Here is a 21842-nt window from a genome sequence, read left to right as displayed (position 1 = left end):
TGCCGTCCCCTGACCGGTTCGGCATTCCCTAAATCAAGCTCAAACTGTCAAGATCAAGCGCCATTTGCGCCGGTCGCTCGGCCATGGCGGCGAACATCCGGTCACCGCGTTCGGTCTGCTCGACGTGCAGGGAGGCGTTGATCGCCATGATGAAGCCGGAAAAGGCATGGCGGCGATATTCCTGCCAGAACGCGTCCGGATCGGGCGCGGATGACCGGGCAGCAAGATAGTCCGTGACCAGCTGCCGCTCTAGCGTGCGACGCTCCGCGGGGTCGGCAAAACTGGTGCCGATCATATAGGCAATATCATTGGCCGGATTGCCGAGCGAGCAGGTCTGCCAGTCCACCAGAGCCGCCACCCGGCCGTCGGCGTGGAAGAGAATATTGTCGAGCCGCATGTCGCCGTGGGTGACGGTCAGTTCTGGTGGTTCGTGAGCGACATAGCGGGCCAGCCGATCGATCAGTTCTTGCCCGAGATCCAGGATGTCGGGCGACAGCAGGTCGCGAAATCGCTCGCGGAATATCGGGTAACCTGCGGGCAGGCTGTTCTGCATGAAGGCGCTGTTGCCGGCGCCGTGGTGCAGCCAGCGATAGGCTTCAAAGCCCTGATCCGGCTGGATATCGTGAAGGCTGGCGGCCGCCGCCAGCGTCGTTTCCACCTGCAGCAGCGAAGCACCGGCCAGCTGGTCGCCCTGGCAGGCGGGCGACATGTCCTCGAGCAGCAGGACAAATTCCTGCTCGTTCTCGGTGATATCCGCATGATAGCTTGCCGGGCAGCGCACGCCCGAGCCGGGGGCCAGATCGCGATACCAGCCGACCTCCATGTCATAGAGGTGGAAGATCGCTGCGGCCCCCCGGCTGACCGGGTCGGTGCTGGGACATTTGGCGATGAACGAGGCTGGTCCCTGGCCATCGGCCCAGTCGCAGGTGAAGCGATAGCTGTCGCAGACCTGACCGGTGCCGACCGGTTCGTGGCTAAGGGAGCGGAGTGCCCCCGCCGGCGCACCGAACACCGTTTCGATGAATGCCGTCTCGAATTCGTCTGGGCTGATCGGGAAATCGCGGCTCATGGAGCGGGGTCCATGAGGCCGGTCAGCCCGCTGGTCGCGTGGGGGCCGATGAACAATTGCTCGACCACCCCGATGCCGTGATGCTCTTGGCCGTCCACCGTCAGCACCGCGTCGCTGAGCGCCTGGACATGGATGGTGGTCATGTCGATCGCAGGCACCGGGTCGAGCGAGATCACGTCATAGCTGGTCTCCAGTTCGCCATGATCCATGCCATGGCCCCAGGCGGGATGGAGATAGCCGAGGCCGGACATGTAGAAGGTTCGTGCCTGGTCGCCGCTGCGCGGGGTGATGCTGAGCTGACCGGAACCGGTGTCGAGCGTCACCTGCCTGATCCGGCGCGACCCGCTGTGATAGCCGAGATCGATGGATCCCGGTTCGAACTCGATCATATTGCTGTCGAAGGAGTCGACCACGCCGCGCCGGTTCCAGGGCTTGCCCTCGCCATCATCATTGCTGTGGAAGAAGCAGGCGTGCCGGTCGAAATTGAGCGGGGTCCAGAGCCACCAGAATTGCGGGAAGGCACCAGCGGGGGGGGGCTGCGATTCCGCGGCGCCGATCGGGCGGATGCCCCAGCTGCGGTCGCGGGTGCCGCGGCAATGGCCGATGTCGAGATCCTGGCCATCAACGGTAATCGTTCCCGACCAGTCGCCATTCTGGGTCATTCTGGTATAGTCCATCATCAGCCGCGGCCCGTCGCGGCGGGTGAAGCGGGGCTCCTCGATCGGGTGATGGCGGGCGCTGAACAGGATGTCGGCGGTAAACGGGCTGTCGTTGCCGGCCACGGTGAGGCGGAGCTGCTGCAGCGGTTCGAGGATGCTGATGGTGATCGGTCCGACGGTCAGATCGAGCCGCTCGCTGCCCATTCTTTTGGAGGCGCGCAGATTGTGCTGCTTGCCGTCGATCGACAGGCAGAAGGCGGCGTCCATGATGTCGAGCTGCGGATAGATGCCGAGCGCGGCGGCGAAGAAGATGCTGCCGTCGGGGGAATAGCCGTTGAAGAAATAGCGGTCGTAGAAATTGCGGTTTCCGCCCGACAGCGCCATCGGTTCCGGCGTCTGGTGCAGCGGATATTCATCGCCTTTTGTCAACATGTTGGCATCCTCTTTTCCTTGCATCATGGCGGGGGAGAGGGGCTTTGGAAAGCGAAAAGCTGGAAGAATTGGAGGCTTGGGCGGCTATGGCCAAATTCCCGAACCGCTGGCAGGCTGGCCGGGGGCTTTCCCAGGGCCGGGGTCCGGCAACGCGCTCAGCATGACGAAAGTGATAGCCAATTATTGCTACTGCGAACCAGTTGCAAAGATACCCACCAAAATGGCACTTTCTGCGGTTGAAATTGTCATGAATGCGGCCTAATCCGGCCAGCAATACCCTTTTCGACTCTATTTCAGGAGAATTTCCCAGATGGCCCGTAACAAGATTGCGCTGATCGGCGCAGGCATGATCGGCGGCACGCTCGCCCACCTCGCTGCTTCCAAGGAAATGGGCGATGTCGTCCTGTTTGACATTGCCGAGGGCATGCCGGCCGGCAAGGCGCTCGACCTGAGCCAGGCCGCGCCGGTCGACGGGTTCGACTCCAAGCTCAAGGGCACCAGCGACTATGCCGATATCGCCGGCGCCGACGTGATCATCGTGACCGCAGGCGTGCCGCGCAAGCCCGGCATGAGCCGTGACGATCTGCTCGGTATCAATCTGAAGGTGATGAAGGCCGTTGGCGAGGGCATCAAGAGCCACGCGCCGGATGCCTTTGTCATATGCATCACCAATCCCCTGGATGCCATGGTCTGGGCCCTTCGCGAATTCTCGGGTCTGCCGCACAACAAGGTCGTCGGCATGGCCGGCGTGCTCGACAGCGCTCGCTTCCGTCACTTCCTCGCCGAGGAGTTCAACGTGTCGGTTGAGGATGTCACCGCTTTCGTGCTTGGCGGCCACGGCGATACGATGGTTCCGGTCCCGGCCTACTCGACGGTTGCCGGCATCCCGATCCCCGATCTCATCAAGATGGGCTGGACCACGCAGGAAAATATCGACGCGATCGTCCAGCGCACCCGCTCCGGCGGCGGCGAGATCGTCCAGCTGCTCGGCAACGGATCGGCTTATTATGCGCCGGCGACCAGCGCGATCATGATGGCGGAAAGCTATCTCAAGGACAAGCGCCGGGTGCTGCCGGCTGCGGCGCATCTGACTGGCCAATATGGCGTCGACGATCTTTATGTCGGCGTGCCGTGCATCATCGGCAAGGACGGCGTCGAGAAGATCATCGAGATCGAGCTCAATGACGAAGCGCAAGGCAATTTCGACGTGTCGGTCGATGCGGTGAAGGAATTGCTGGAAGCCTGCAAGGCATTGGATAGCTCGCTGGCATGACATAACCGTAATCCTGGCGGGTGCCGGGATTTCATCCGACAACACAGCGCGCTGGAAAAGCAATTCCAGATTTTGCTGGAATGACGAGGACATAATATGAGCATATTAATCGACAAGAACACCAAGGTGATCACCCAGGGCATGACCGGCAACACCGGCACGTTCCACACGGAGCAGGCTTTGGCTTATGGCACGCAGATGGTTGCGGGCGTTACGCCGGGCAAGGGTGGCACGACCCATATCGGGCTGCCGAACTACAACACCGTGGCGGAAGCCAAGGAAGCCACCGGCGCGACTGCCAGCGTTGTTTATGTTCCACCGCCATTTGCAGCGGATTCGATCCTTGAAGCGATCGATGCCGAAATCGAGCTGATCGTTGCGATTACCGAAGGCGTTCCCGTTCTCGACATGGTCCGCGTCAAGCGCGCGCTGCAGGGCAGCAAGTCGCGCCTGATCGGGCCCAACTGCCCCGGCGTATTGACCCCCGACGAATGCAAGATCGGCATCATGCCCGGCAGCATCTTCAAAAAGGGCTCGGTCGGCGTGGTCTCGCGCTCCGGCACTTTGACCTATGAAGCGGTGCACCAGACGACGGCGGTTGGCCTCGGCCAGACCACGGCGGTCGGCATCGGTGGTGACCCGGTCAACGGCACCAATTTCATCGACGTGCTCGAACTGTTCCTTGCCGATGACGAAACCAAGTCGATCATCATGATCGGTGAAATCGGCGGCAGCGCGGAAGAAGAAGCGGCGCAGTTCATTGCCGACGAAGCGAAAAAGGGCCGCTCGAAGCCGATGGTCGGCTTCATCGCCGGTCTGACGGCGCCTCCGGGACGCCGCATGGGCCATGCCGGTGCGATTGTTTCCGGCGGCCAAGGCGGCGCGGAAGACAAGATCGCGGCGATGGAAGCGGCGGGCATCCGGGTTTCGCCTTCGCCGAGTGAATTGGGTACCACGCTGGATGCGATGTTGAAGGAGCGGGTTTGAGTTATTTGAATTTCCTCGACTTTCTGTGCCCCGCCGCAGGGCGGGGCCCAGACGATCGGACAGGACGGTTCTGGACACCGGCCTTCGCCGGTGAACAGTGACGGCTCGGTGAAGGAAAATGGGCAAGCCCGGATATGTCTATATCATGGCGAGCCAGAGGAACGGGACGATCTACCTGGGTGTCACGAGCAATCTGCCCAAACGCGTTTATGAGCATCGAGAAGGATTGAGCGACGGGTTCACCAGAAAACACGGATGCAAATTACTGGTCTGGTACGAGGGTTACGACGACATTCAGGAAGCAAGGGCTACCGAATTGCGGATAAAGAACTGGAACCGTCAGTGGAAGCTCAAGCGGATCGAACGGATGAATCCGGATTGGAATGATCTGTGGGACGAGATTGTGAAGTGAATAGCCGCCGCTTTCTTGTGTTCCCCGCCGCAGGGCGGGGTCCAGACGATCGGACGGGACAGTTCTGGATACCGGCCTTCGCCGGCACACAAAAAGGATGATCTGGTTTGAGGTCGAAAAATGAACTGACATCAGGATTCTGGTTCTACGCACAGGGCGGGGCACAGACGATCGGACAGGACAATTCTGGGCACCGGCCTGCGCCGGTGCACAGCAACCGGTGGGCACACAAGGTAGCATATTATGGGTTTTGAGAATCAGGATTTTATCGGCGCCGAGCACGAAAAGGGCCCGAGCTGGCAGCGGCGGCACTGGCCGATTGACGAGGCTGACGAGCTGAACAGCGCGCTTGATCCGACCCGGATGGGTCTGGAGATCAAGGAAGTCGCGGCCAAGGCCGGCAAGGCGATGTCCGACGAGGATGTGGCGGAAGCCGCCGAAAAGTCGATCCGGGCGATGATGCTGATCCGCACCTACCGGGTGCGCGGGCACCTCGGCGCGAATCTGGATCCGCTGGGATTGTCTAAGCTGGAAGAGCCGGCCGACCTGACACCCGAATTCCACGGCTTTACCGCCGACGAAATGGACAAGCCGGTCTATCTCGGCGGCGTGCTCGGTTTTCAGACCGCTTCGATCCGCGAGATCGAGGCGGTGCTGCGGGCCAATTATTGCGGCTCGGTCGGGCTCGAATATATGCACATCGCCGACACCGTCGAACGGCGCTTTCTGCAGGACCGGATGGAGGGCAAGGACGCCGCGATCCAGTTCACCCCGGAAGGCAAGAAGGCGATCCTCAACAAGGTGATTGAGGGCGAGGAATATGAGAATTTCCTCGGCAAGAAATATGTCGGGACCAAGCGGTTCGGCCTCGACGGCGGCGAATCGATGCTGCCGGCGCTGGAAAATATCATCAAATATGGCGGCCAGTCGGGCGTCCGCGACATCGTCTACGGCATGGCCCATCGCGGCCGGCTGAACATTCTCGCCAATGTGATGGCCAAGCCATACAAGGTGATCTTCCACGAATTTCATGGCGGTTCGGCCAATCCGGAAGATGTCGGCGGATCCGGCGATGTCAAATATCATCTCGGCACTTCCTCCGACCGCGAATTTGACGGCATCAACGTCCATATGAGCCTGGTGCCCAATCCGTCGCACCTGGAAGCGGTCGATCCCGTGGTGCTCGGCAAGGTCCGCGCCCAGCAGGTCGCGCGCGACGATCTCGAAAAACATGACCAGGTGCTGCCGGTGCTGATTCACGGCGATGCCGCCTTTGCCGGCCAGGGCATTGTCTGGGAATGTCTCGGCTTCTCCGGCATTCGCGGCTACAATACCGGCGGCTGCATCCACTTCGTGATCAACAACCAGATCGGATTCACCACCAGCCCGCAATTTGCGCGCTCCTCACCCTATCCGTCCGACGTTGCCAAGGGCGTGCAGGCGCCGATTTTCCACGTCAACGGCGATGATCCGGAAGCGGTGACCTTTGCCTGCAAGATCGCGATCGAGTTCCGCCAGCGCTTTGGCCGGGATATCGTCATCGACATGTGGTGCTATCGCCGCTTCGGTCACAACGAGGGTGACGAGCCGAGCTTTACCCAGCCGCTGATGTATGCCGCGATCAAGAAGCATCCCAAGGTCAGCAAGCTGTACGAAGCGCGGCTGGTCGAGGAAGGCGTGATCGACGCCGACTGGGCCGATGCAACCCGCAAGGCCTTTGCCGACCATCTCGAGACCGAGTTCCAGGCGGCGGCGGACTACAAGGCCGACAAGGCCGACTGGTTTGGCGGGCGCTGGCAGGGTCTGCATATTCCGGCCGACCCGGAAACCGCGCGGCGCAATGTCGAGACGGCGATCGACGGGAAATTGTTTGACAGTCTTGGCCGGACCCTGACCACGGTGCCCGAGGGTCACAAGATCCACAAGACGCTGGGCCGGGTGCTCGAGGCCAAGGCGCAGATGTTCAAGAGCGGCGAGAATTTCGACTGGGCGACCGGCGAGGCGCTGGCCTATGGATCGCTGGTGTCGGAGGGCTATAATGTCCGCCTGTCGGGACAGGACAGCGGGCGCGGGACCTTTTCCCAGCGGCATGCGGTCTGGGTAGACCAGGAAACCGAAGAAAAATATGTGCCGCTGAGCACGGTGCGCCACGGCCGGTTCGAGGTGCTCGACAGTCCGCTTTCGGAATATGGCGTGCTCGGCTTCGAATATGGCTATGCCGGTGCCGATCCGAAAACGCTGGTCCTGTGGGAAGCGCAATTTGGCGATTTCGCCAATGGCGCGCAGATCATGATCGACCAGTTCATTGCCTCCGGCGAAGCCAAGTGGCTGCGCGCCAACGGCCTCGTCATGCTGCTGCCGCACGGCTATGAAGGCCAGGGGCCGGAGCATAGTTCGGCGCGGCTGGAACGGTTCCTGCAGCTGTGCGCGCAGGACAATATCCAGGTCGCCAATATCACCACGCCGGCCAATTATTTCCACGTGCTGCGCCGGCAGATGCTGCGGTCTTTCCGCAAGCCCCTGATCATCATGACCCCGAAATCGCTGCTGCGGCACAAGATGGCGGTGTCGAAGGCGGCGGATTTCCAGGGCGACCAGCATTTCATGCGGATATTGTCCGACACCAATCCGCCCGCCGACAAGGACGTCAAGCGGCTGGTGCTCTGCTCGGGCAAGGTCGCCTATGACCTGATCGAGGCGCGCGACGCGGCGGGAGACAAGAATACGGCAATCGTGCGGATCGAGCAGCTCTACCCATTCCCGGGCGAGCCGCTGGTGGTCCGGCTGAAGCGAATGACGAATCTCGAGACTTTGGTCTGGGCGCAGGAAGAACCGAAGAATAACGGCAGCTGGCATTTTGTCCGGCCCTATCTCGAGGATTGCCTGACGCAGGCGGATGTCGGAGCGGCCGAACCGATCTATGCCGGACGCGCGGCCTCGGCTTCGCCGGCAACCGGACTGGCGTCGCGGCACAAGCAGCAGCAGGAGCAGCTGATTGCAGAGGCGCTGGGGCACAAGACGAGTTGAGGGAGCCGTTCCCCCGCGCAGGCGGGGGTCCATCTCCCGATGGTTAGGCGAGGCGAGGACAGGAGATGGGTTCCTGCCTTCGCAGGAACACAGTAAGCTACGAAAGCAGAGTTGAGATTATGGCAACAGAAGTGAAAGTCCCGGTACTGGGCGAATCGATCACCGAAGCAACGCTGGGCGAATGGCTCAAGCAGCCGGGCGACGCCGTCGCCGCCGATGAACCCATTGCCAGCCTGGAAACCGACAAGGTGGCGCTGGAAGTGCCGGCGCCGGAAGCCGGCGTCATGGGCGAGCACAAGGTCGCGGTTGGCGACACGGTCGAGGTCGGCGCGGTGATCGCGACGATCGAATCCGGCAGCGGTTCGGCGGCGAAAGCGGCCCCGGCCCCGGCGCAGGCCAAGGATGATGGCGAGGCAGAAGCCAAGGCAGAGAGCAAGCCGGAAGAGCCCGATGCCTCGATCACGCTGTCGCCCTCGGTGCGCCGGCTGGTGCTGGAACATGGCGTCGACCCGAGCCAGATCAGCGGCAGCGGCAAGGACGGCCGGCTGACCAAGGCGGATGTCGAGCAATATGTGAAATCCGGCGCAAAGCAGCCGCCTCTGGCCGAAAAGGGAACCGCAAGCGGCGCCCAGACGCCGGCGCCATCGTCACCCTCCGGCAACCGCAACGAGGAGCGGGTACGGATGACGCGGCTGCGCCAGACCGTCGCCCGGCGACTGAAGGAGGCGCAGGACACCGCAGCTCTGCTGACCACGTTCAACGATGTCGACATGAGCGCGGTGATCGAGACGCGCGGCAAGTACAAGGACCTGTTCGCCAAGAAGCACGGCATCAAGCTCGGCTTCATGGGCTTTTTCGTCAAGGCGGCCTGCATGGCGCTGAAGGACGTGCCTTCGGTCAACGCGCAGATCGACGGCGAGGAAATCGTCTATCACGATTATGCCGATATCTCGGTAGCGGTGAGCGCGCCGCAGGGCTTGGTCGTTCCGGTGATCCGCAACGCCGAAGCGATGAGCTTCGCCGATGTCGAGAATACGATCGGCGATTTCGGCAAGCGCGCCAAGGATGGCAGCCTGACCATGGCCGACATGCAGGGCGGCACCTTCACCATTTCCAACGGCGGCGTATTCGGGTCGCTGATGTCGACGCCGATCATCAACCCGCCGCAGTCGGCGGTGCTCGGCCTGCACCGGATCGAGGACCGCGCCGTGGTCGTCGACGGCGAAGTGGTTGTGCGGCCGATGATGTACATGGCGCTGAGCTATGACCACCGGCTGATCGACGGGCGCGAGGCGGTGACTTTCCTGGTAAGGATCAAGGAAGCGATCGAGGATCCGGCGCGGCTCTTGATCGATTTGTGAGCTGTTTAACAAACACAACTCGTCATCCTGAACTTGTTTCAGGATGACGAACGAGAAGGTGAACTATGACCGACAATTTCGACTATGATCTTCTGGTAATCGGCTCCGGCCCGGGCGGCTATGTCGCGGCGATCCGGGCGGCGCAGCTGGGGCTGAAGACCGGCTGCATCGAGAGCCGCGAGACGCTCGGCGGCACCTGCCTCAACGTCGGCTGCATCCCGTCCAAGGCGATGCTGCACGCCTCGGAACTCTATCACGAGGCCCATTCGGGTGCGCTGGAGAAATTCGGCGTCAAGCTGAGCGGCGCCAAGCTCGACCTGAAGCAGATGCTGGCCGAGAAAGAAAAGGCGGTCGAGGAGCTGACCGGCGGCATTGCCTTCCTGTTCAAGAAGAACAAGGTCGACTGGATCAACGGCCGCGGCGCGTTCGAGGATGCGCATACCGTCAAGGTTGGCGACAAGAGCTATACGGCGAAGAATATCCTGATCGCCACCGGATCGTCGGTGACGCCGCTGCCCGGCGTCGCAATCGACAATGCCAAGCATGTCGTGGTCGATTCGACCGGCGCGCTGGAATTGCCGAAGGTGCCTGGCCATATGGTGGTGATCGGCGGCGGCGTGATCGGGCTGGAACTGGGTTCGGTGTGGCTGCGGCTTGGCGCCAAGGTGACCGTGGTCGAATATCTCGACCAGATCCTGCCCGGCATGGACGGCGATATTCGCAAGGACGCCAACCGGATATTCAAGAAACAGGGCTTTGACATCCGGACCGGGACCAAGGTCACCGGCTGCAGCGTCAAGGGCAAGAAGGCGGTGCTGACCATGGAGCCGGCCAAGGGCGGCGACAGCGAGACGCTGGAAGCGGATGTCGTGCTGGTGGCGATCGGCCGCCGGCCCAATATCGACGGTCTCGATCTCGACAAGTCGGGCGTCGAAACCAACGAACGCGGGCAAATCGAGGTCGGCCATGACTTCCAGACCGGGGTGGCGGGCGTCTATGCGATCGGCGACGTGACGCCGGGACCGATGCTGGCGCACAAGGCCGAGGACGAGGGCATTGCCGCAGCGGAATTCATCGCCGGCCAGCAGGGCATCGTAAACCACGATCTGATCCCGGGCGTGGTCTATACCTATCCGGAAATTGCCAGCATCGGCAAGACCGAGGAAGAGGTCAAGGACAGCGGCACCGAATATAAGGTCGGCAAATTCCCCTTTTCCGCCAACAGCCGCGCCAAGACCAACCGCGACACCGACGGCTATGTGAAGATCATCGCCGACGCCGAGACCGACCGGGTGCTGGGCGCGCATATCATCTCGTCGCTTGCCGGCACGATGATCGCGCAGGTCACCCAGGCGATGGAATTTGGCGCGACCTCGGAGGATATTGCTTACACCTGCCATGCGCATCCGACCCATTCGGAAGCGATCAAGGAAGCGGCGATGGCGGTGCAGGGCAAGCCGATCCACATGTAGCCAGACAGGTTTCAGCACAGGCGGGAGTAGGCGTATGCAGCATCACAAACTCATGCGCTGGCATGTCTGGCTGGGCTGGCTGATCGGGGTGCCGATCATATTGTGGACGGCGAGCGGGCTGCTGATGGTGACCCAACCGATCGAGGAGGTGCGGGGCGAGCATCTGCGCCGCGCAGCGCCGGCGCTGGACGCGATCAGGCCGGTGGCGCCGCTGCTCGAAGGGCGGCGGGCGAAAAGCCTGACCCTGCAGCAGGACCGTGCCGGTCCCTTCTGGGTGGTTGCCTATGCCGATGGCGGCAAGCGGCGCGCGGATGCGCTGACCGGGGCGCTGCTTCCCCCCGTGTCTGCGGCGCAGGCCAGCGCGGCCGCGACCGCGGCCCGGTCCGAGGCCGTGCCGATTCGCTCGGTCACCCGTTTTGCCGGCGATGCCGCGCCGATCGACCAGCGCAGCGGCCGGCCGTCGTGGCAGGTGGCGTTCGACGATGGTGCGCGATTCTATATCGATGCCGACACCGGCGAACTGCTGTCGGTGCGCACCCGGTTCTGGCGGCTGTTCGATTTCATGTGGGGGCTGCATATCATGGACCTGCAGACGCGGGAGGACAGCAGCCATCCGGTGCTGATCGGATCGGCGGCGCTGGCCCTGATCGGCGCGATTCTGGGCTTTGTCCTGCTGTTCACGCGGCGCCGACGGCGGCGGGGGCAATGAACGCCGCCATCCTGTACAGTGCACTCGGCTGGCTCGACCTGTTCGGCATCGCGGTATTCGCCATTTCCGGCGCGCTGGTGGCGGCGCGCAACCGGCAGACGCTGGTCACCTTTGCCTTTTTTGCGCTGGTGACCGGGGTCGGCGGCGGCACGGTGCGCGATCTGCTGATCGGTGCGCCGGTGTTCTGGGTGCAGGACACGCGGGTGCCGCTGCTGTGCCTAGCGATTGCCCTGCTGGTCTGGGTGACTCCGGTCAAATTCTGGCGCCCGGCAGCAGTCGACTGGTTCGACGCCGTCGGCCTGGCCGCCTATTCGGTCTTCGGTGCCGCCAAGGCGATGCAGCTTGGGATCGATCCGCTGCCGGCCGCAATCATGGGCGTCATCACGGCCAGCGTCGGCGGGGTCATCCGGGACCTGATCTCGGGAGAGCCGTCGATCATCGTCCGTCCGGAACTCTATGTCACCGCTGGTGCGCTGTCCGCCTTCGCCTTTGTGCTGCTGGCCCAAACCGGCATGCCCGGGATCATCGCCGCGCTGATCGCCTTTGTCGCCGGATTTACCCTGCGGGCGCTGGCGATCGTCAAGGGCCTGTCGCTTCCCGCCTATCGCGGAGCGGAAGAGAAGGAATAGGCCAAGAGCCGGTCCAGCAGGCCGGCCGAGGCATTTTGGCCGCGGCGCAGATCGGTCCCGCATTCCAGGCACAGGGCCTGAACATCCTCGCGCACCATCAGGCCTTGGGCGGTTGCCAGGGCCTGATCGAAGACCGATTTTTGCCGCTGCGCGGCCCAGCCAACGATGCCCGTAACCGTTGCCCGTTCCTGCCGGACGAAGGGGATTCCGTCAAACGGGAGCCAGGAGAAGCCAGAGTCCGGGTCGAGATAGCGCGGGTGATAATCGCCTTCTGCCAGACCGGCCCGCTTGGCGGCCTCCGCGAGAGCGTCACTGATGCCGCCAAACGCGTCGACCAGACCCAGCTGGCGTGCGGTGCCGCCGTCCCAGACACGGCCCTGTCCGATCGCATCGACCTCTGACGGGGTCTTTTTCCTGGCCGTGGCAACCAGCTTGACGAAGTCGGCATAGCTGTCCTCAACCCCCGACTGCAAGATCAGGTTGAGGTCCTCGCCGAAGCCGCCGACGAAATCGGGCTCGCCGGACAGCGGAGTGGTCTGGACGCCGTCCGCGGTGACGCCCCATTTGGCCAATGCCTTTTCGAAGCTGGGGAGCACCGCAAAGACGCCGATGGATCCGGTTATCGTGTCCGGTTCGGCAAATATCCGGTCTCCGGCGGTCGCGATCCAATAGCCGCCGCTGGCCGCTACGTCGCCCATCGAAACGACAATCGGCAGCTTCTTCTTCTTCGCCTCGAGCAAGGCCAAGCGAATTTCCTCGCTGGCAAAGGCCGACCCGCCGGGAGAATCGATGCGGACCACCAGCGCCTTGATTTCGTCCTCGTCGAGCGCCTTGTAGATTTGCTCGGCGATCCGGCCGCTGGCGGCCATGCCGGGGCCGGTTTCGCCGTCGACAATTTCGCCGGCGACGGTGATCACCCCGATCGGCGAGCCGTCCGTGTCTGCCGGATTGGCCGCGACAAAATCATCATAGTCGATGCTCTTGAAGCTGTCCGGCGATGGCGCTTCATCGATTCCGACCTGTTCCGCGACAAACCGGTCGAAGGCGAAGCGGTCGCCCAGCTTGTCGACCAGCTTCTGATCCGTTGCGACCTTGGCCAGATCACCCCGGGCGGTCTTGACATAGGTGGCAGGATCGTCGGCAAAGGAAGCGATTGCCGCCTGTGGCCGGGCCTTTTTCACTTCGGCGAGCCAGCTGTCCCAGAGCACCCCGTACAGGGCCTGCGACGCTTCCCGCGCGGCTGGCGACTGGTCAGCCCGCATATAGGGCTCGACCGCGCTCTTGTAGGTTCCGACCCGGTAAATATTGGCGGTTACGCCGAGCTGGTCGATCAGGCCCTTGTAATAGAGCCGGTTGCCACCCGGCCCGGCAAAGATGATGCCGCCCATCGGGTCCATCCAGATTTCCGTGGCATGGGCGGCCAGCTGGTAACTGTCGTCGCTGTAGAAGCTGGCGAAGGCGTAGATCGGCTTGCCCGCCTTTTTCGCGCGATCCAGGGCCTCGCCGACATCGGTCAGGCTGGTCTGGCCGCCGCCGGCAAAGCTGCCGAGGTCCAGCACGATGGCCTTGACCTGGTCATTTTTTGCGCTGGCATCAATGGCGTGCACGACATCCCGCAGCCGATATTCGCGCGGGCTATCGCTGGCACCGGCCAGAAAATCCTCGAACCTCGGGGCTGCCGGCTCCTCGACAATCACGCCGTTCAGGTCCAGCAACAGCGCGCCATCCCGGATCGCGGCGCTGTTTGGCTGCGATGACAGCAGCGCATAAAGCGCACCGAAAAACAGCAGCATGGCGATCAGCACCATGCCATCCTTTATGGCGACCAGAAATTTCCACGCCGCGCGCGCAAATTGCATATATTTTTCCCTGTCTCGATCGGATGGACCCCTTCTATATGGGATCGGGCGGCCATATTACCAGCGGATAAGGCGGGGGACGACAAGCCTTCCCAATATCGCGGCGACCACGACGGGAATGGTGAACCACAAGCCGATATAATAGATGTCGTTGAACGGGCAGTGGAGATTATAGGCTGCCGCGCCCAGCGCACCCGATGCGATTCCGACCAGCCAGCCGGCGCGCTCCGGCGAGGTGGGGGCTCCCTGCCGCAGCCAGAGGGTCAGGCCGCTGCCAATGGCCAGCGCCGCGACACCGCTGACGCTCAGGCATTTCAGTCCTTGCATCGGCCGCAGCGCCTCGACCGGCGGCATGTTGATCGCGCTCATGATCGCCGCGGTCAGGGGGAAAAGCGCAGCGGCGATCAGCGCCCAGATCCAGCCGCGATTCAATTTCCCGACCCCGGGACGGGCCATGTTGACCACCGCCAGGGCGGTCGCGATGCCCAGCATCAGCAGCACGCCGCTGCGCAGGAAAAACATCTCGTCGGCCATGCCGGTCATCAGGTCGTTGCGCACGCCAAGGAAGGTGGCCACGGCGGCCGCTGCCACCATTGCGAGGCCGCAGACAATCGCCATCCCGTTTTTCGGCTGTAATGCCCGGACCGGCTCCAGCTCTTCGACCAGTCCTTCGATCAGATGATTGGCAGATACACTCATTTCACTCACTCTCGATGAGGGCGCTCATTTTCTTGAGACCCCGATGGATATTGACTTTGACCAGAGATTCCGACTGGCCGGTTCTGGCGGCGGCCTCGATGATGCTGAGTCCTTCGATCCGGACCAGGCTGATCGCGGCCGCCTGCCCGGGAGGGATCATGCCGAGCAGCCGTTCGAGGCTGACCTTGGCGGTCACATCCCCGTCTTGCGGATCGGCGACCATCTCTTCGTAAAGCTGGTCATGCTCGTGCCGGTAGATCTTGCGCAGGCTGTCGATCCAGCGGTACCGGCCAATGGCGGCAAGCCAGGGGAGAAAGGGTCTGGCCGGGTCGTAGCTGGCTCGCTTGCGGTGGACCGAGATCAGGGTCTCCTGCACCAGATCATCAATTGCTGCCGGGTTGATCTTGCGGGCGAAATAGCGGCGCAGCCATTTTTCGCATTCGACCAGCAGGCTGGAATAGCAGATCTTGTCGCCGCCCTGCGCCCGGACCATCAGCTGCCGAAATGTTTCTTCACTGGCGATCATCGGATCAGCCCAGCCTGTGCCCGATCAGCCGGTCCAGAGAGAACAGGCCGCCGCCGCGCACGATCAGCACCAGTGCCATAGCCACCCAGATTATATGGGTCTGCCACCAGACCGCCATGTCCGGGAAAACGAAGGTCTGGATGACCAGAGTCATGGCCAGCACGCCGAGCGCGCCCAGCCGGGTCGCGAGATCAAACAGCAAGAGAAATGGCAGCAAATGTTCGGTGTAGGTGGTGACATAGGCACCGAGGTCGCCGTTGAGGATCGGCACCTGGTTGAACGGCGCATCGGAAAACTGGAACAGCGTAGTGTCGCGGATCGTCAGCAGGCTGCCGTCCTCGACCTTGGTTCGGGCCGAACGCCAGAAAATGCCGGCGAGGGCGATCCGGGTGAACAGCAGCGCGATTCCCTCGGGCACCGGGCCACCCAGTCGCTCCGTCAGATTTGCCACCCTATCGGTCATGTCGCTGCCCCTCGTCCCGGATCATCGCCCCGGCCTGAATCAGCATCATGACATGCTGCATTGCCGCTGCTTCTTCACCCAGTTCGAGGGCATGGTCCAAAAGGTTACCCATGGTAGCCGAGCCGACCATTTTTTCGGCTATGGCCGCTACCTCTGCGGTCAGCGGATGGATCAATATCTGCGCTTGCGGGCGGACGATCATCAGCGCGTGCGGATCTGTCTGGCACAATTCTGCCAGCTCCGTCGAAAGCGGCGCGGTCAGGGTGATCAGGCGCAAGGCCGGGTGCGGGGCAATGGGCAAGGCGAGCAGCTCCGCTTCGGCGATGCCGGCGATTTCATCCAGGCCGAGTGGCTCGGCTTCGGCGCTGCGATAGCTTTCCAGCCAGGCCCATTCGATGCGGGCCAGATCAACGGCGCTGCCGTCGCAGGCAGCGGCTGCCAGGAACGCGGCGAAGCCTTTGCCGATACCGTTGATGTCGCAGGCCATGGCATGGTCCTGTTCGACATAGTCGCGGGAAAGGGCGTGGAATTGATCGTGCCCCAGATGGCGGTGCAATTTCGGATAGGCCTGTTCGATCGCCACCAGCCGGGCGTGGGATATGGTGTTGGCATGGGCCTTCAGCCCGAGCAGCGCCCGCTCGCGGTTCTGGCTGAACAGGTCAGCGGGAAAAAGCGCCGGACCCTTTTGCAGGCAGGCCACAAAGCGTGCCTGGCTTTCAGCGAGCGAGGGCATGGCGGCGCTCGCTTGCTTGCCCGTCGCCGAGGATGGTTTCGACCTTGGCAAGCTCGGCCATCAGCACGGCATAATCCGGAATATTGCTGTCCCATTCGATGAGCGTCGGCCTGGCGCCTGCGCGGTTCACGAACCGGCGATACAGGTCCCAGCTTGCGGCGCTGACCGCGGAGCCGTGGTCGTCGATCAGCAGCGGGCCGCTTGGATGATCTTCGCGGGCATGGCCGGCGAGATGGATTTCGCCGACGATGGCCGGGTCGATGGCGTCGACATAGGCATCCATGTCGAGACCGACATTGGTCGCGGTGACCTCGACATTGTTGATATCGAACAAGAGGCCGCAGCCCGCCTTTCGACACAGGGCGTGGATGAATTCGGGTTCGGTCATCTCGTCGTCGCGGAAGCCGAGATAGCGGGACGGGTTCTCGATCAGAATGGAACGACGCAGGCGGTCCTGGACCTTGCCGATTTCGCGCACCAGATGGTCCAGCGCTTCGCCTGTGTAGGGAATCGGCAGCAGATCGGGGTAGCGGTCATGGGCATTGCCGCTCCAGCTGAGATGGTCGGAGACCATCGCCGGCTGGTAGCGATCGCAGAGCGTGGCGAGCTGGTCCAGATCGGCGGTGCGGAGACCGTCGGCGCTGCCCAGCGACAGGCCGACGCTGTGGAAGCTCAGCGGGTAAACCCCGGCGATGGCGGTGAGCCAGCGGTGCGCCGGACCGCCATCGCCGAAGTAATTCTGTGGATGCACCTCCACCCATGAGGGTCGCCCCGGCTTTGCGGCATCGTCCAGCACATCCTGGTAATGCACCGACTTGAGACCTATGCCGCCCGATCGGGGGAGAGAGCGAGGCACGGTGACAGCCGACGAGGCGCGAGGATCAGGGATAGCGGCCATCCACGGAATTTAGCGGCATCAGCTCTTCTTGGGAACCGGTTTCGCATTACCGGCCTTGGCGGTCAGCGATCCGCCCATCTTGACGCATTGGCCGCTGGCTACATATTTCCAGGCATTGCCCTGATAGTTGGAGGTCGAGGTGCCGGCGCAGCTGGTGCCCGGCCCGGCGGCGCAGTCATTCTTGCCGGCGAGCGCGACGCCGAAGCATTTTTCCTTGGCACCGGCGGCCTCGGCTGCGGTGGCTGACAGGGACAGGGTGGCAGCAACAGCCAGGGCAGCGGCGGCGGCGGTGGTTTTGATCATGGCAGACATTTTATTTCCTCTCTGGAAACCGAGATTGGGATGAACCCGCCAATGCGGGCTCGCAAATCCATTCGCCGGCCGCAATGATCCGGTTACACGATCGCTCCGGAGCAATACGGATTGCCAGCATATTGATTCGCAATGCCTTGGAAATCCAACAAAAATTGAATCAAATATTTTGTGTCCAGTCCCTTGACGGCAGATGAATAGGCACTACATGGGCTTCGTTAGCACTCGAAAGGAGAGAGTGCTAATTCACACAGATTCTGCTCTTGCGGCCGGCAGCGAAAGCGCCGGTCTGGAGAGATTTGGATTGGACAAGAAAGGGAAATCTATGAAATTTCGTCCATTGCATGACCGTGTACTGGTGCGCCGCGTCGAAGCGGACTCCAAAACCGCAGGCGGTATCATCATTCCGGATAGCGCGCAGGAAAAGCCATCCGAAGGCAAGGTCGTGGCCGTTGGCCCGGGCCTGAAAGACGAGAGCGGCAAGTCGACTGCACTTGACGTGAAAAAGGGCGACAAGATCCTGTTCGGCAAATGGTCCGGCACGGAAGTCACCGTCGACGGCGAAGAACTGATCATCATGAAGGAAAGCGACATTCTCGGCATCATCGAGAAGTAGGCGCTTACCCCATCACAATTTCAATCAATTAAGCAGGAGACACTATCATGGCTGCTAAAGACGTAAAATTCGGCCGCGACGCCCGCGAGCGCATCCTCAAGGGTGTGAACACGCTGGCCGACGCCGTTAAGGTAACCCTCGGCCCCAAAGGCCGCAATGTCGTGCTCGACAAGAGCTTTGGCGCACCGCGCATCACCAAGGACGGTGTATCGGTTGCCAAGGAAATCGAACTGAAGGACAAGTTCGAGAATATGGGCGCGCAGATGCTTCGCGAAGTCGCATCGAAAACCAACGATGTGGCCGGCGACGGCACCACCACCGCCACCGTTCTCGCCCAGGCGATCGTCAAGGAAGGCATGAAGTCCGTTTCGGCCGGCATGAACCCGATGGATCTGAAGCGCGGTATCGACCAGGCCGTCCTGGCCGTGGTTGCGGATCTCAAGAAGCGTTCGAAAGACGTCAAGGGCAGCGAAGAAATTGCCCAGGTCGGCATCATCTCCGCCAATGGCGATCGCGAAGTTGGCGAGAAAATCGCCGAAGCGATGGAAAAGGTCGGCAAGGAAGGCGTAATCACGGTTGAAGAAGCCAAGGGTCTCGACTTTGAACTCGACGTTGTCGAAGGCATGCAGTTTGACCGCGGTTACCTGTCGCCTTATTTCATCACCAACCCGGACAAGATGGTTGCCGAACTCGACAATCCCTACATCCTGATCCACGAAAAGAAGCTGACCAACCTGCAGCCATTGCTCCCGATCCTGGAAGCGGTTGTGCAGGCCGGCCGTCCGCTGCTGATCATTGCCGAAGATATTGAAGGCGAAGCGCTCGCGACCCTGGTGGTCAACAAGCTGCGCGGCGGCCTCAAGATCGCTGCGGTCAAGGCTCCCGGTTTCGGCGATCGTCGCAAGGCGATGCTCGAGGATATCGCGATCCTGACCAAGGGTGAAATGATCTCTGAAGATCTCGGCATCAAGCTGGAAAGCGTTACGCTGAACATGCTCGGTGAAGCCAAGAATGTCACGATCGACAAGGATAACACCACGATCGTCGACGGCGCTGGCAAGAAAGCCGACATCAAGGCGCGCGTGGAAGCGATCCGCAACCAGATCGAAAACACGACGTCCGACTATGACAAGGAAAAGCTGCAGGAACGTCTGGCGAAACTCGCTGGCGGTGTTGCCGTGATCAAGGTCGGCGGCGCATCCGAAGTCGAAGTGAAAGAGAAGAAGGACCGCGTCGACGACGCCCTGCACGCAACCCGTGCGGCTGTCGAAGAAGGCATTGTCCCTGGCGGCGGTGCTGCGCTTCTCTATGCCACCGCGGCGCTCAAGGGCCTCGAAGGCATCAACGACGACCAGACCCGCGGCATCGACATCGTTCGTCGTGCGCTGCAGGCTCCGGTTCGCCAGATCGCTGAAAATGCGGGCTTTGACGGCGCGGTTGTGGCCGGCAAGATGCTTGACCAGAAGAGCAAGGAATTCGGTTTCAACGCAGCGACCGACGTCTATGAAGACCTGGTCAAGGCTGGCGTGATCGACCCGACCAAGGTTGTTCGTGCAGCCCTGCAGGATGCATCCTCGGTTGCCGGACTGCTGATCACCACCGAAGCGGCTGTGGCGGAACTGCCATCAGACGACAAGGGCGGCGGCGGCGGCATGCCGGACATGGGCGGCATGGGCGGCATGGGCGGCATGGGTTTCTAAAAACCCCAACCACTCAGCCAGTGCTGAACCAATCAAGAGGGGCCGGAGGGAAACTTCCGGCCCTTTTTCGTGCGGCAGTGACAGAAGTTTGCAAATGCTGTGACTTATGCGATGAGGTTGCCTTGGATATGACAGCCACAGGATGATTTTCATGCGCAACCGTTTTCTTCTCACCAGCTCTTTCTTGATCGCGGGACTGGTCGTCCTGTCGCCGATGCCGGCCACCGCTGCGCCGGAGCGGCCGGCCCAGGCAACTGCGAGCGAAACCGACCGGATCAACGCCTGGTTCGATGCAAAATATGAGGAACAGCTGAAATTCAGCCCGATCGAGCAGACGGCGATCGGGCGCAAGACCGACTATGGCCTGATCGACGATTTCAGCGAGGCCGGTGCCGACCGGGAACTGGCGTGGCTGCGCGATGCCGTCGCGGAGATGAAAAGCCGCTTTGACTATGCCAAGCTCTCGCCCGAGGCGAAGACGTCCTATGATATCTGGCTGTATAATCTCAAGCAGGCGGAAGCGGGGGTGCCGTTCCGCAGCCAACGCTATGTGCTGCACCAGCACAATGGCCTGCAGTCCTATTTTCCCACCTTCCTGATCAACACCCACAAGGTCGAGACCGAAGCGGATATGGCCGCCTTCATCCAGCGCCTGTCGGGTGTCGCGACTGCGCTCGACCAGTTGCTGGTCCGTGCCCAGGCCAATGCCGAAGCGGGCACCCGTGCGCCCCGTTTTGCCTATGAAGGGGTGATCGACCAGTCGAGCAAGATCATCAGCGGTGCCCCCTTTGACGAGGGCGCGCCATCGGCGATCTGGACCGCAACCGAGGAGAAGCTGCAAGGGCTGGTCGATAGCGGCGCGATCGATGACGCGCGTGCATCGGCGCTCAGAGACCAGGCGAAAGCGGCGCTGGTCTCCGCCTTTGCTCCCGCCTATCAGCGTATCATTGCCTGGTACAAGGCCGACCTGCCCAATACCGACGCTACCGCCAAAGGTGTCGGGGCGCTGGCAGACGGGCAGGCTTTCTACAATTATCGCCTGGCCAACCAGACGACCACCGAGCTGACCGCCGACGAAATCCACAATCTGGGCCTGTCCGAAGTGGCGCGCCTGCGCGATGACATGGAAGCGGTCAGGGATCAGGTCGGTTTCGAGGGCGACCTCAAGGCCTTCTTCAAGTTCATCCGCGAGGACGACCAGTTCTATTTTTCCAACGACGATGCCGGTGCGGATCAATATATCGCGGCGGCCAAGGAGCATATCGCGGCGATCAAGCAGCGGCTGCCGAACTATTTCGGCATCCTGCCCAAGGCCGACCTAGAAGTGCGGCGGGTCGAATCCTTTCGCGAGCGCGATGGCGCCGCCCAGCATTATCGCAGCGGTACGCCGGACGGGTCGCGGCCCGGCATCTATTATGCGCATCTCTCCGACATGCGGGCGATGCCGATCCCGACCCTGGAGGTGATCGCCTATCACGAGGGGTTGCCCGGCCATCACATGCAGATTTCGATTGCCCAGGAGCTGACCGGCATACCGACCTTCCGGACGCAGGCGGGCTATACCGCCTATAGCGAGGGCTGGGGGCTCTATTCCGAAACGCTGGCCAAGGAAATGGGCGGCTATCAGGATCCCTATTCGGAATTCGGCCGGCTCACCAGCGAGATCTGGAGGGCGATCCGGCTGGTCGTCGACACCGGGCTGCACAGCAAGGGCTGGAGCGAAGAACAGGCGGTCGCCTATTTCCTCGACAACAGCTCGATTCCGGAAGCCGCCGTCCGCTCCGAGGTTCGCCGCTATCTGGTCAATCCGGGACAGGCAACCAGCTACAAGATCGGGATGATCAAGATTCTCGAACTGCGGGCACGGGCGAGGGAAGCGCTTGGCGACAAGTTCGACATTCGTGCGTTCCACGATGTTGTGCTGGGCGGCGGTGCCTTGCCGCTGGGCATATTGGAGCAGCGGGTGGATCAGTGGGTCGAGGCGATGAAAGCCTCCTGACCGCGCT

General features: G+C 62.1%; 20 protein-coding genes. 11 read left to right on the top strand and 9 right to left on the bottom strand.

The features are described from left to right. Window positions 1–28: 28 nt before the first annotated feature. A complete protein-coding gene (locus V7650_RS09825) occupies window positions 29–1069 on the bottom strand; it encodes a phosphotransferase (RefSeq protein WP_335656068.1) in 1041 nt (346 codons plus the stop codon). Next, on the bottom strand, window positions 1066–2160 hold the full coding sequence (locus tag V7650_RS09820) for a hypothetical protein (RefSeq protein WP_335656067.1): 1095 nt from the start codon (window positions 2158–2160) through the stop codon (window positions 1066–1068). Before V7650_RS09820 ends, V7650_RS09825 begins: the two co-directional genes overlap by 4 nt. Window positions 2161–2470: 310 nt before the next feature. On the opposite strand from V7650_RS09820, the gene mdh reads away from it, so the two are divergent. The 8 genes from mdh to V7650_RS09780 all read left to right on the top strand — a co-directional run bounded on the left by mdh (window position 2471) and on the right by V7650_RS09780 (window position 12030). Continuing rightward, window positions 2471–3433 carry a malate dehydrogenase gene (gene mdh, locus V7650_RS09815; RefSeq protein WP_335656066.1) on the top strand — a complete coding sequence of 321 codons (963 nt, stop codon included), beginning with the start codon at window positions 2471–2473 and terminating at the stop codon, window positions 3431–3433. A 96-nt stretch (window positions 3434–3529) separates the two neighbouring features. Next, window positions 3530–4420: a succinate--CoA ligase subunit alpha gene (gene sucD / locus V7650_RS09810; RefSeq protein WP_335656065.1), complete on the top strand. Its 891-nt coding sequence runs from the start codon at window positions 3530–3532 to the stop codon at window positions 4418–4420. Window positions 4421–4538: 118 nt separating this feature from the next. Then, on the top strand, window positions 4539–4832 hold the full coding sequence (locus tag V7650_RS09805; protein WP_335656064.1) for a GIY-YIG nuclease family protein: 294 nt from the start codon (window positions 4539–4541) through the stop codon (window positions 4830–4832). A gap of 243 nt (window positions 4833–5075) precedes the next feature. Continuing rightward, window positions 5076–7859, top strand: coding sequence for a 2-oxoglutarate dehydrogenase E1 component (locus tag V7650_RS09800; RefSeq protein WP_335656063.1), 2784 nt, complete (start codon window positions 5076–5078; stop codon window positions 7857–7859). A 119-nt stretch (window positions 7860–7978) separates the two neighbouring features. After that, window positions 7979–9220 (top strand): 2-oxoglutarate dehydrogenase complex dihydrolipoyllysine-residue succinyltransferase, encoded by a 1242-nt coding sequence (gene odhB / locus V7650_RS09795; RefSeq protein WP_335656062.1) that lies wholly within the window; start codon window positions 7979–7981, stop codon window positions 9218–9220. Between the two features lie 65 nt (window positions 9221–9285). Beyond that, a complete protein-coding gene (gene lpdA / locus V7650_RS09790) occupies window positions 9286–10692 on the top strand; it encodes a dihydrolipoyl dehydrogenase (protein ID WP_335656061.1) in 1407 nt (468 codons plus the stop codon). 34 nt (window positions 10693–10726) lie between these two features. After that, a complete protein-coding gene (locus tag V7650_RS09785; protein WP_335656060.1) occupies window positions 10727–11401 on the top strand; it encodes a PepSY domain-containing protein in 675 nt (224 codons plus the stop codon). Then, window positions 11398–12030, top strand: a complete 633-nt coding sequence (locus tag V7650_RS09780) for a trimeric intracellular cation channel family protein (RefSeq protein WP_335656059.1) — start codon at window positions 11398–11400, stop codon at window positions 12028–12030. The genes V7650_RS09785 and V7650_RS09780 overlap by 4 nt, the downstream gene beginning before the upstream one ends. Here V7650_RS09780 and sppA read toward each other — a convergent pair. From sppA to V7650_RS09745, 7 genes are read right to left on the bottom strand one after another with little or no spacing between them, the layout of a single operon-like run. Next, on the bottom strand, window positions 12003–13889 hold the full coding sequence (gene sppA, locus V7650_RS09775) for a signal peptide peptidase SppA (RefSeq protein ID WP_335656058.1): 1887 nt from the start codon (window positions 13887–13889) through the stop codon (window positions 12003–12005). The two genes, V7650_RS09780 and sppA, sit on opposite strands and share 28 nt — an antisense overlap. A 57-nt stretch (window positions 13890–13946) precedes the next feature. Then, window positions 13947–14588, bottom strand: a complete 642-nt coding sequence (locus tag V7650_RS09770; RefSeq protein WP_335656057.1) for a DUF1109 domain-containing protein — start codon at window positions 14586–14588, stop codon at window positions 13947–13949. Between the two features lies 1 nt (window position 14589). Continuing rightward, the gene (locus tag V7650_RS09765; protein ID WP_335656056.1) at window positions 14590–15114 is read right to left on the bottom strand and encodes a sigma-70 family RNA polymerase sigma factor; all 525 of its coding nucleotides are present in this window, start codon (window positions 15112–15114) and stop codon (window positions 14590–14592) included. A 4-nt stretch (window positions 15115–15118) separates the two neighbouring features. Next, window positions 15119–15577, bottom strand: coding sequence for a DoxX family protein (locus tag V7650_RS09760; protein ID WP_335656055.1), 459 nt, complete (start codon window positions 15575–15577; stop codon window positions 15119–15121). Further along, on the bottom strand, window positions 15567–16310 hold the full coding sequence (locus tag V7650_RS09755) for an HvfC/BufC family peptide modification chaperone (RefSeq protein ID WP_335656054.1): 744 nt from the start codon (window positions 16308–16310) through the stop codon (window positions 15567–15569). Before V7650_RS09755 ends, V7650_RS09760 begins: the two co-directional genes overlap by 11 nt. Further along, a complete protein-coding gene (gene bufB, locus V7650_RS09750) occupies window positions 16294–17166 on the bottom strand; it encodes an MNIO family bufferin maturase (protein ID WP_335656053.1) in 873 nt (290 codons plus the stop codon). Before bufB ends, V7650_RS09755 begins: the two co-directional genes overlap by 17 nt. Before the next feature lie 60 nt (window positions 17167–17226). After that, window positions 17227–17511: a BufA1 family periplasmic bufferin-type metallophore gene (locus V7650_RS09745; protein WP_442955285.1), complete on the bottom strand. Its 285-nt coding sequence runs from the start codon at window positions 17509–17511 to the stop codon at window positions 17227–17229. Window positions 17512–17845: 334 nt separating this feature from the next. Here V7650_RS09745 and groES point away from each other — a divergent pair, with 334 nt between their 5' ends. The 3 genes from groES to V7650_RS09730 all read left to right on the top strand — a co-directional run bounded on the left by groES (window position 17846) and on the right by V7650_RS09730 (window position 21835). Further along, window positions 17846–18136, top strand: a complete 291-nt coding sequence (groES, locus tag V7650_RS09740; protein WP_335656051.1) for a co-chaperone GroES — start codon at window positions 17846–17848, stop codon at window positions 18134–18136. A gap of 47 nt (window positions 18137–18183) precedes the next feature. Further along, window positions 18184–19836, top strand: a complete 1653-nt coding sequence (gene groL, locus V7650_RS09735; RefSeq protein ID WP_335656050.1) for a chaperonin GroEL — start codon at window positions 18184–18186, stop codon at window positions 19834–19836. A gap of 151 nt (window positions 19837–19987) precedes the next feature. Beyond that, window positions 19988–21835, top strand: coding sequence for a DUF885 domain-containing protein (locus tag V7650_RS09730; protein WP_335656049.1), 1848 nt, complete (start codon window positions 19988–19990; stop codon window positions 21833–21835). Window positions 21836–21842 lie beyond the last annotated feature (7 nt).

The organism is Parasphingorhabdus sp. (genome assembly GCF_036964565.1).
Lineage (GTDB): Bacteria > Pseudomonadota > Alphaproteobacteria > Sphingomonadales > Sphingomonadaceae > Parasphingorhabdus.
This window is presented reverse-complemented; position numbering and strand designations above follow the sequence as displayed.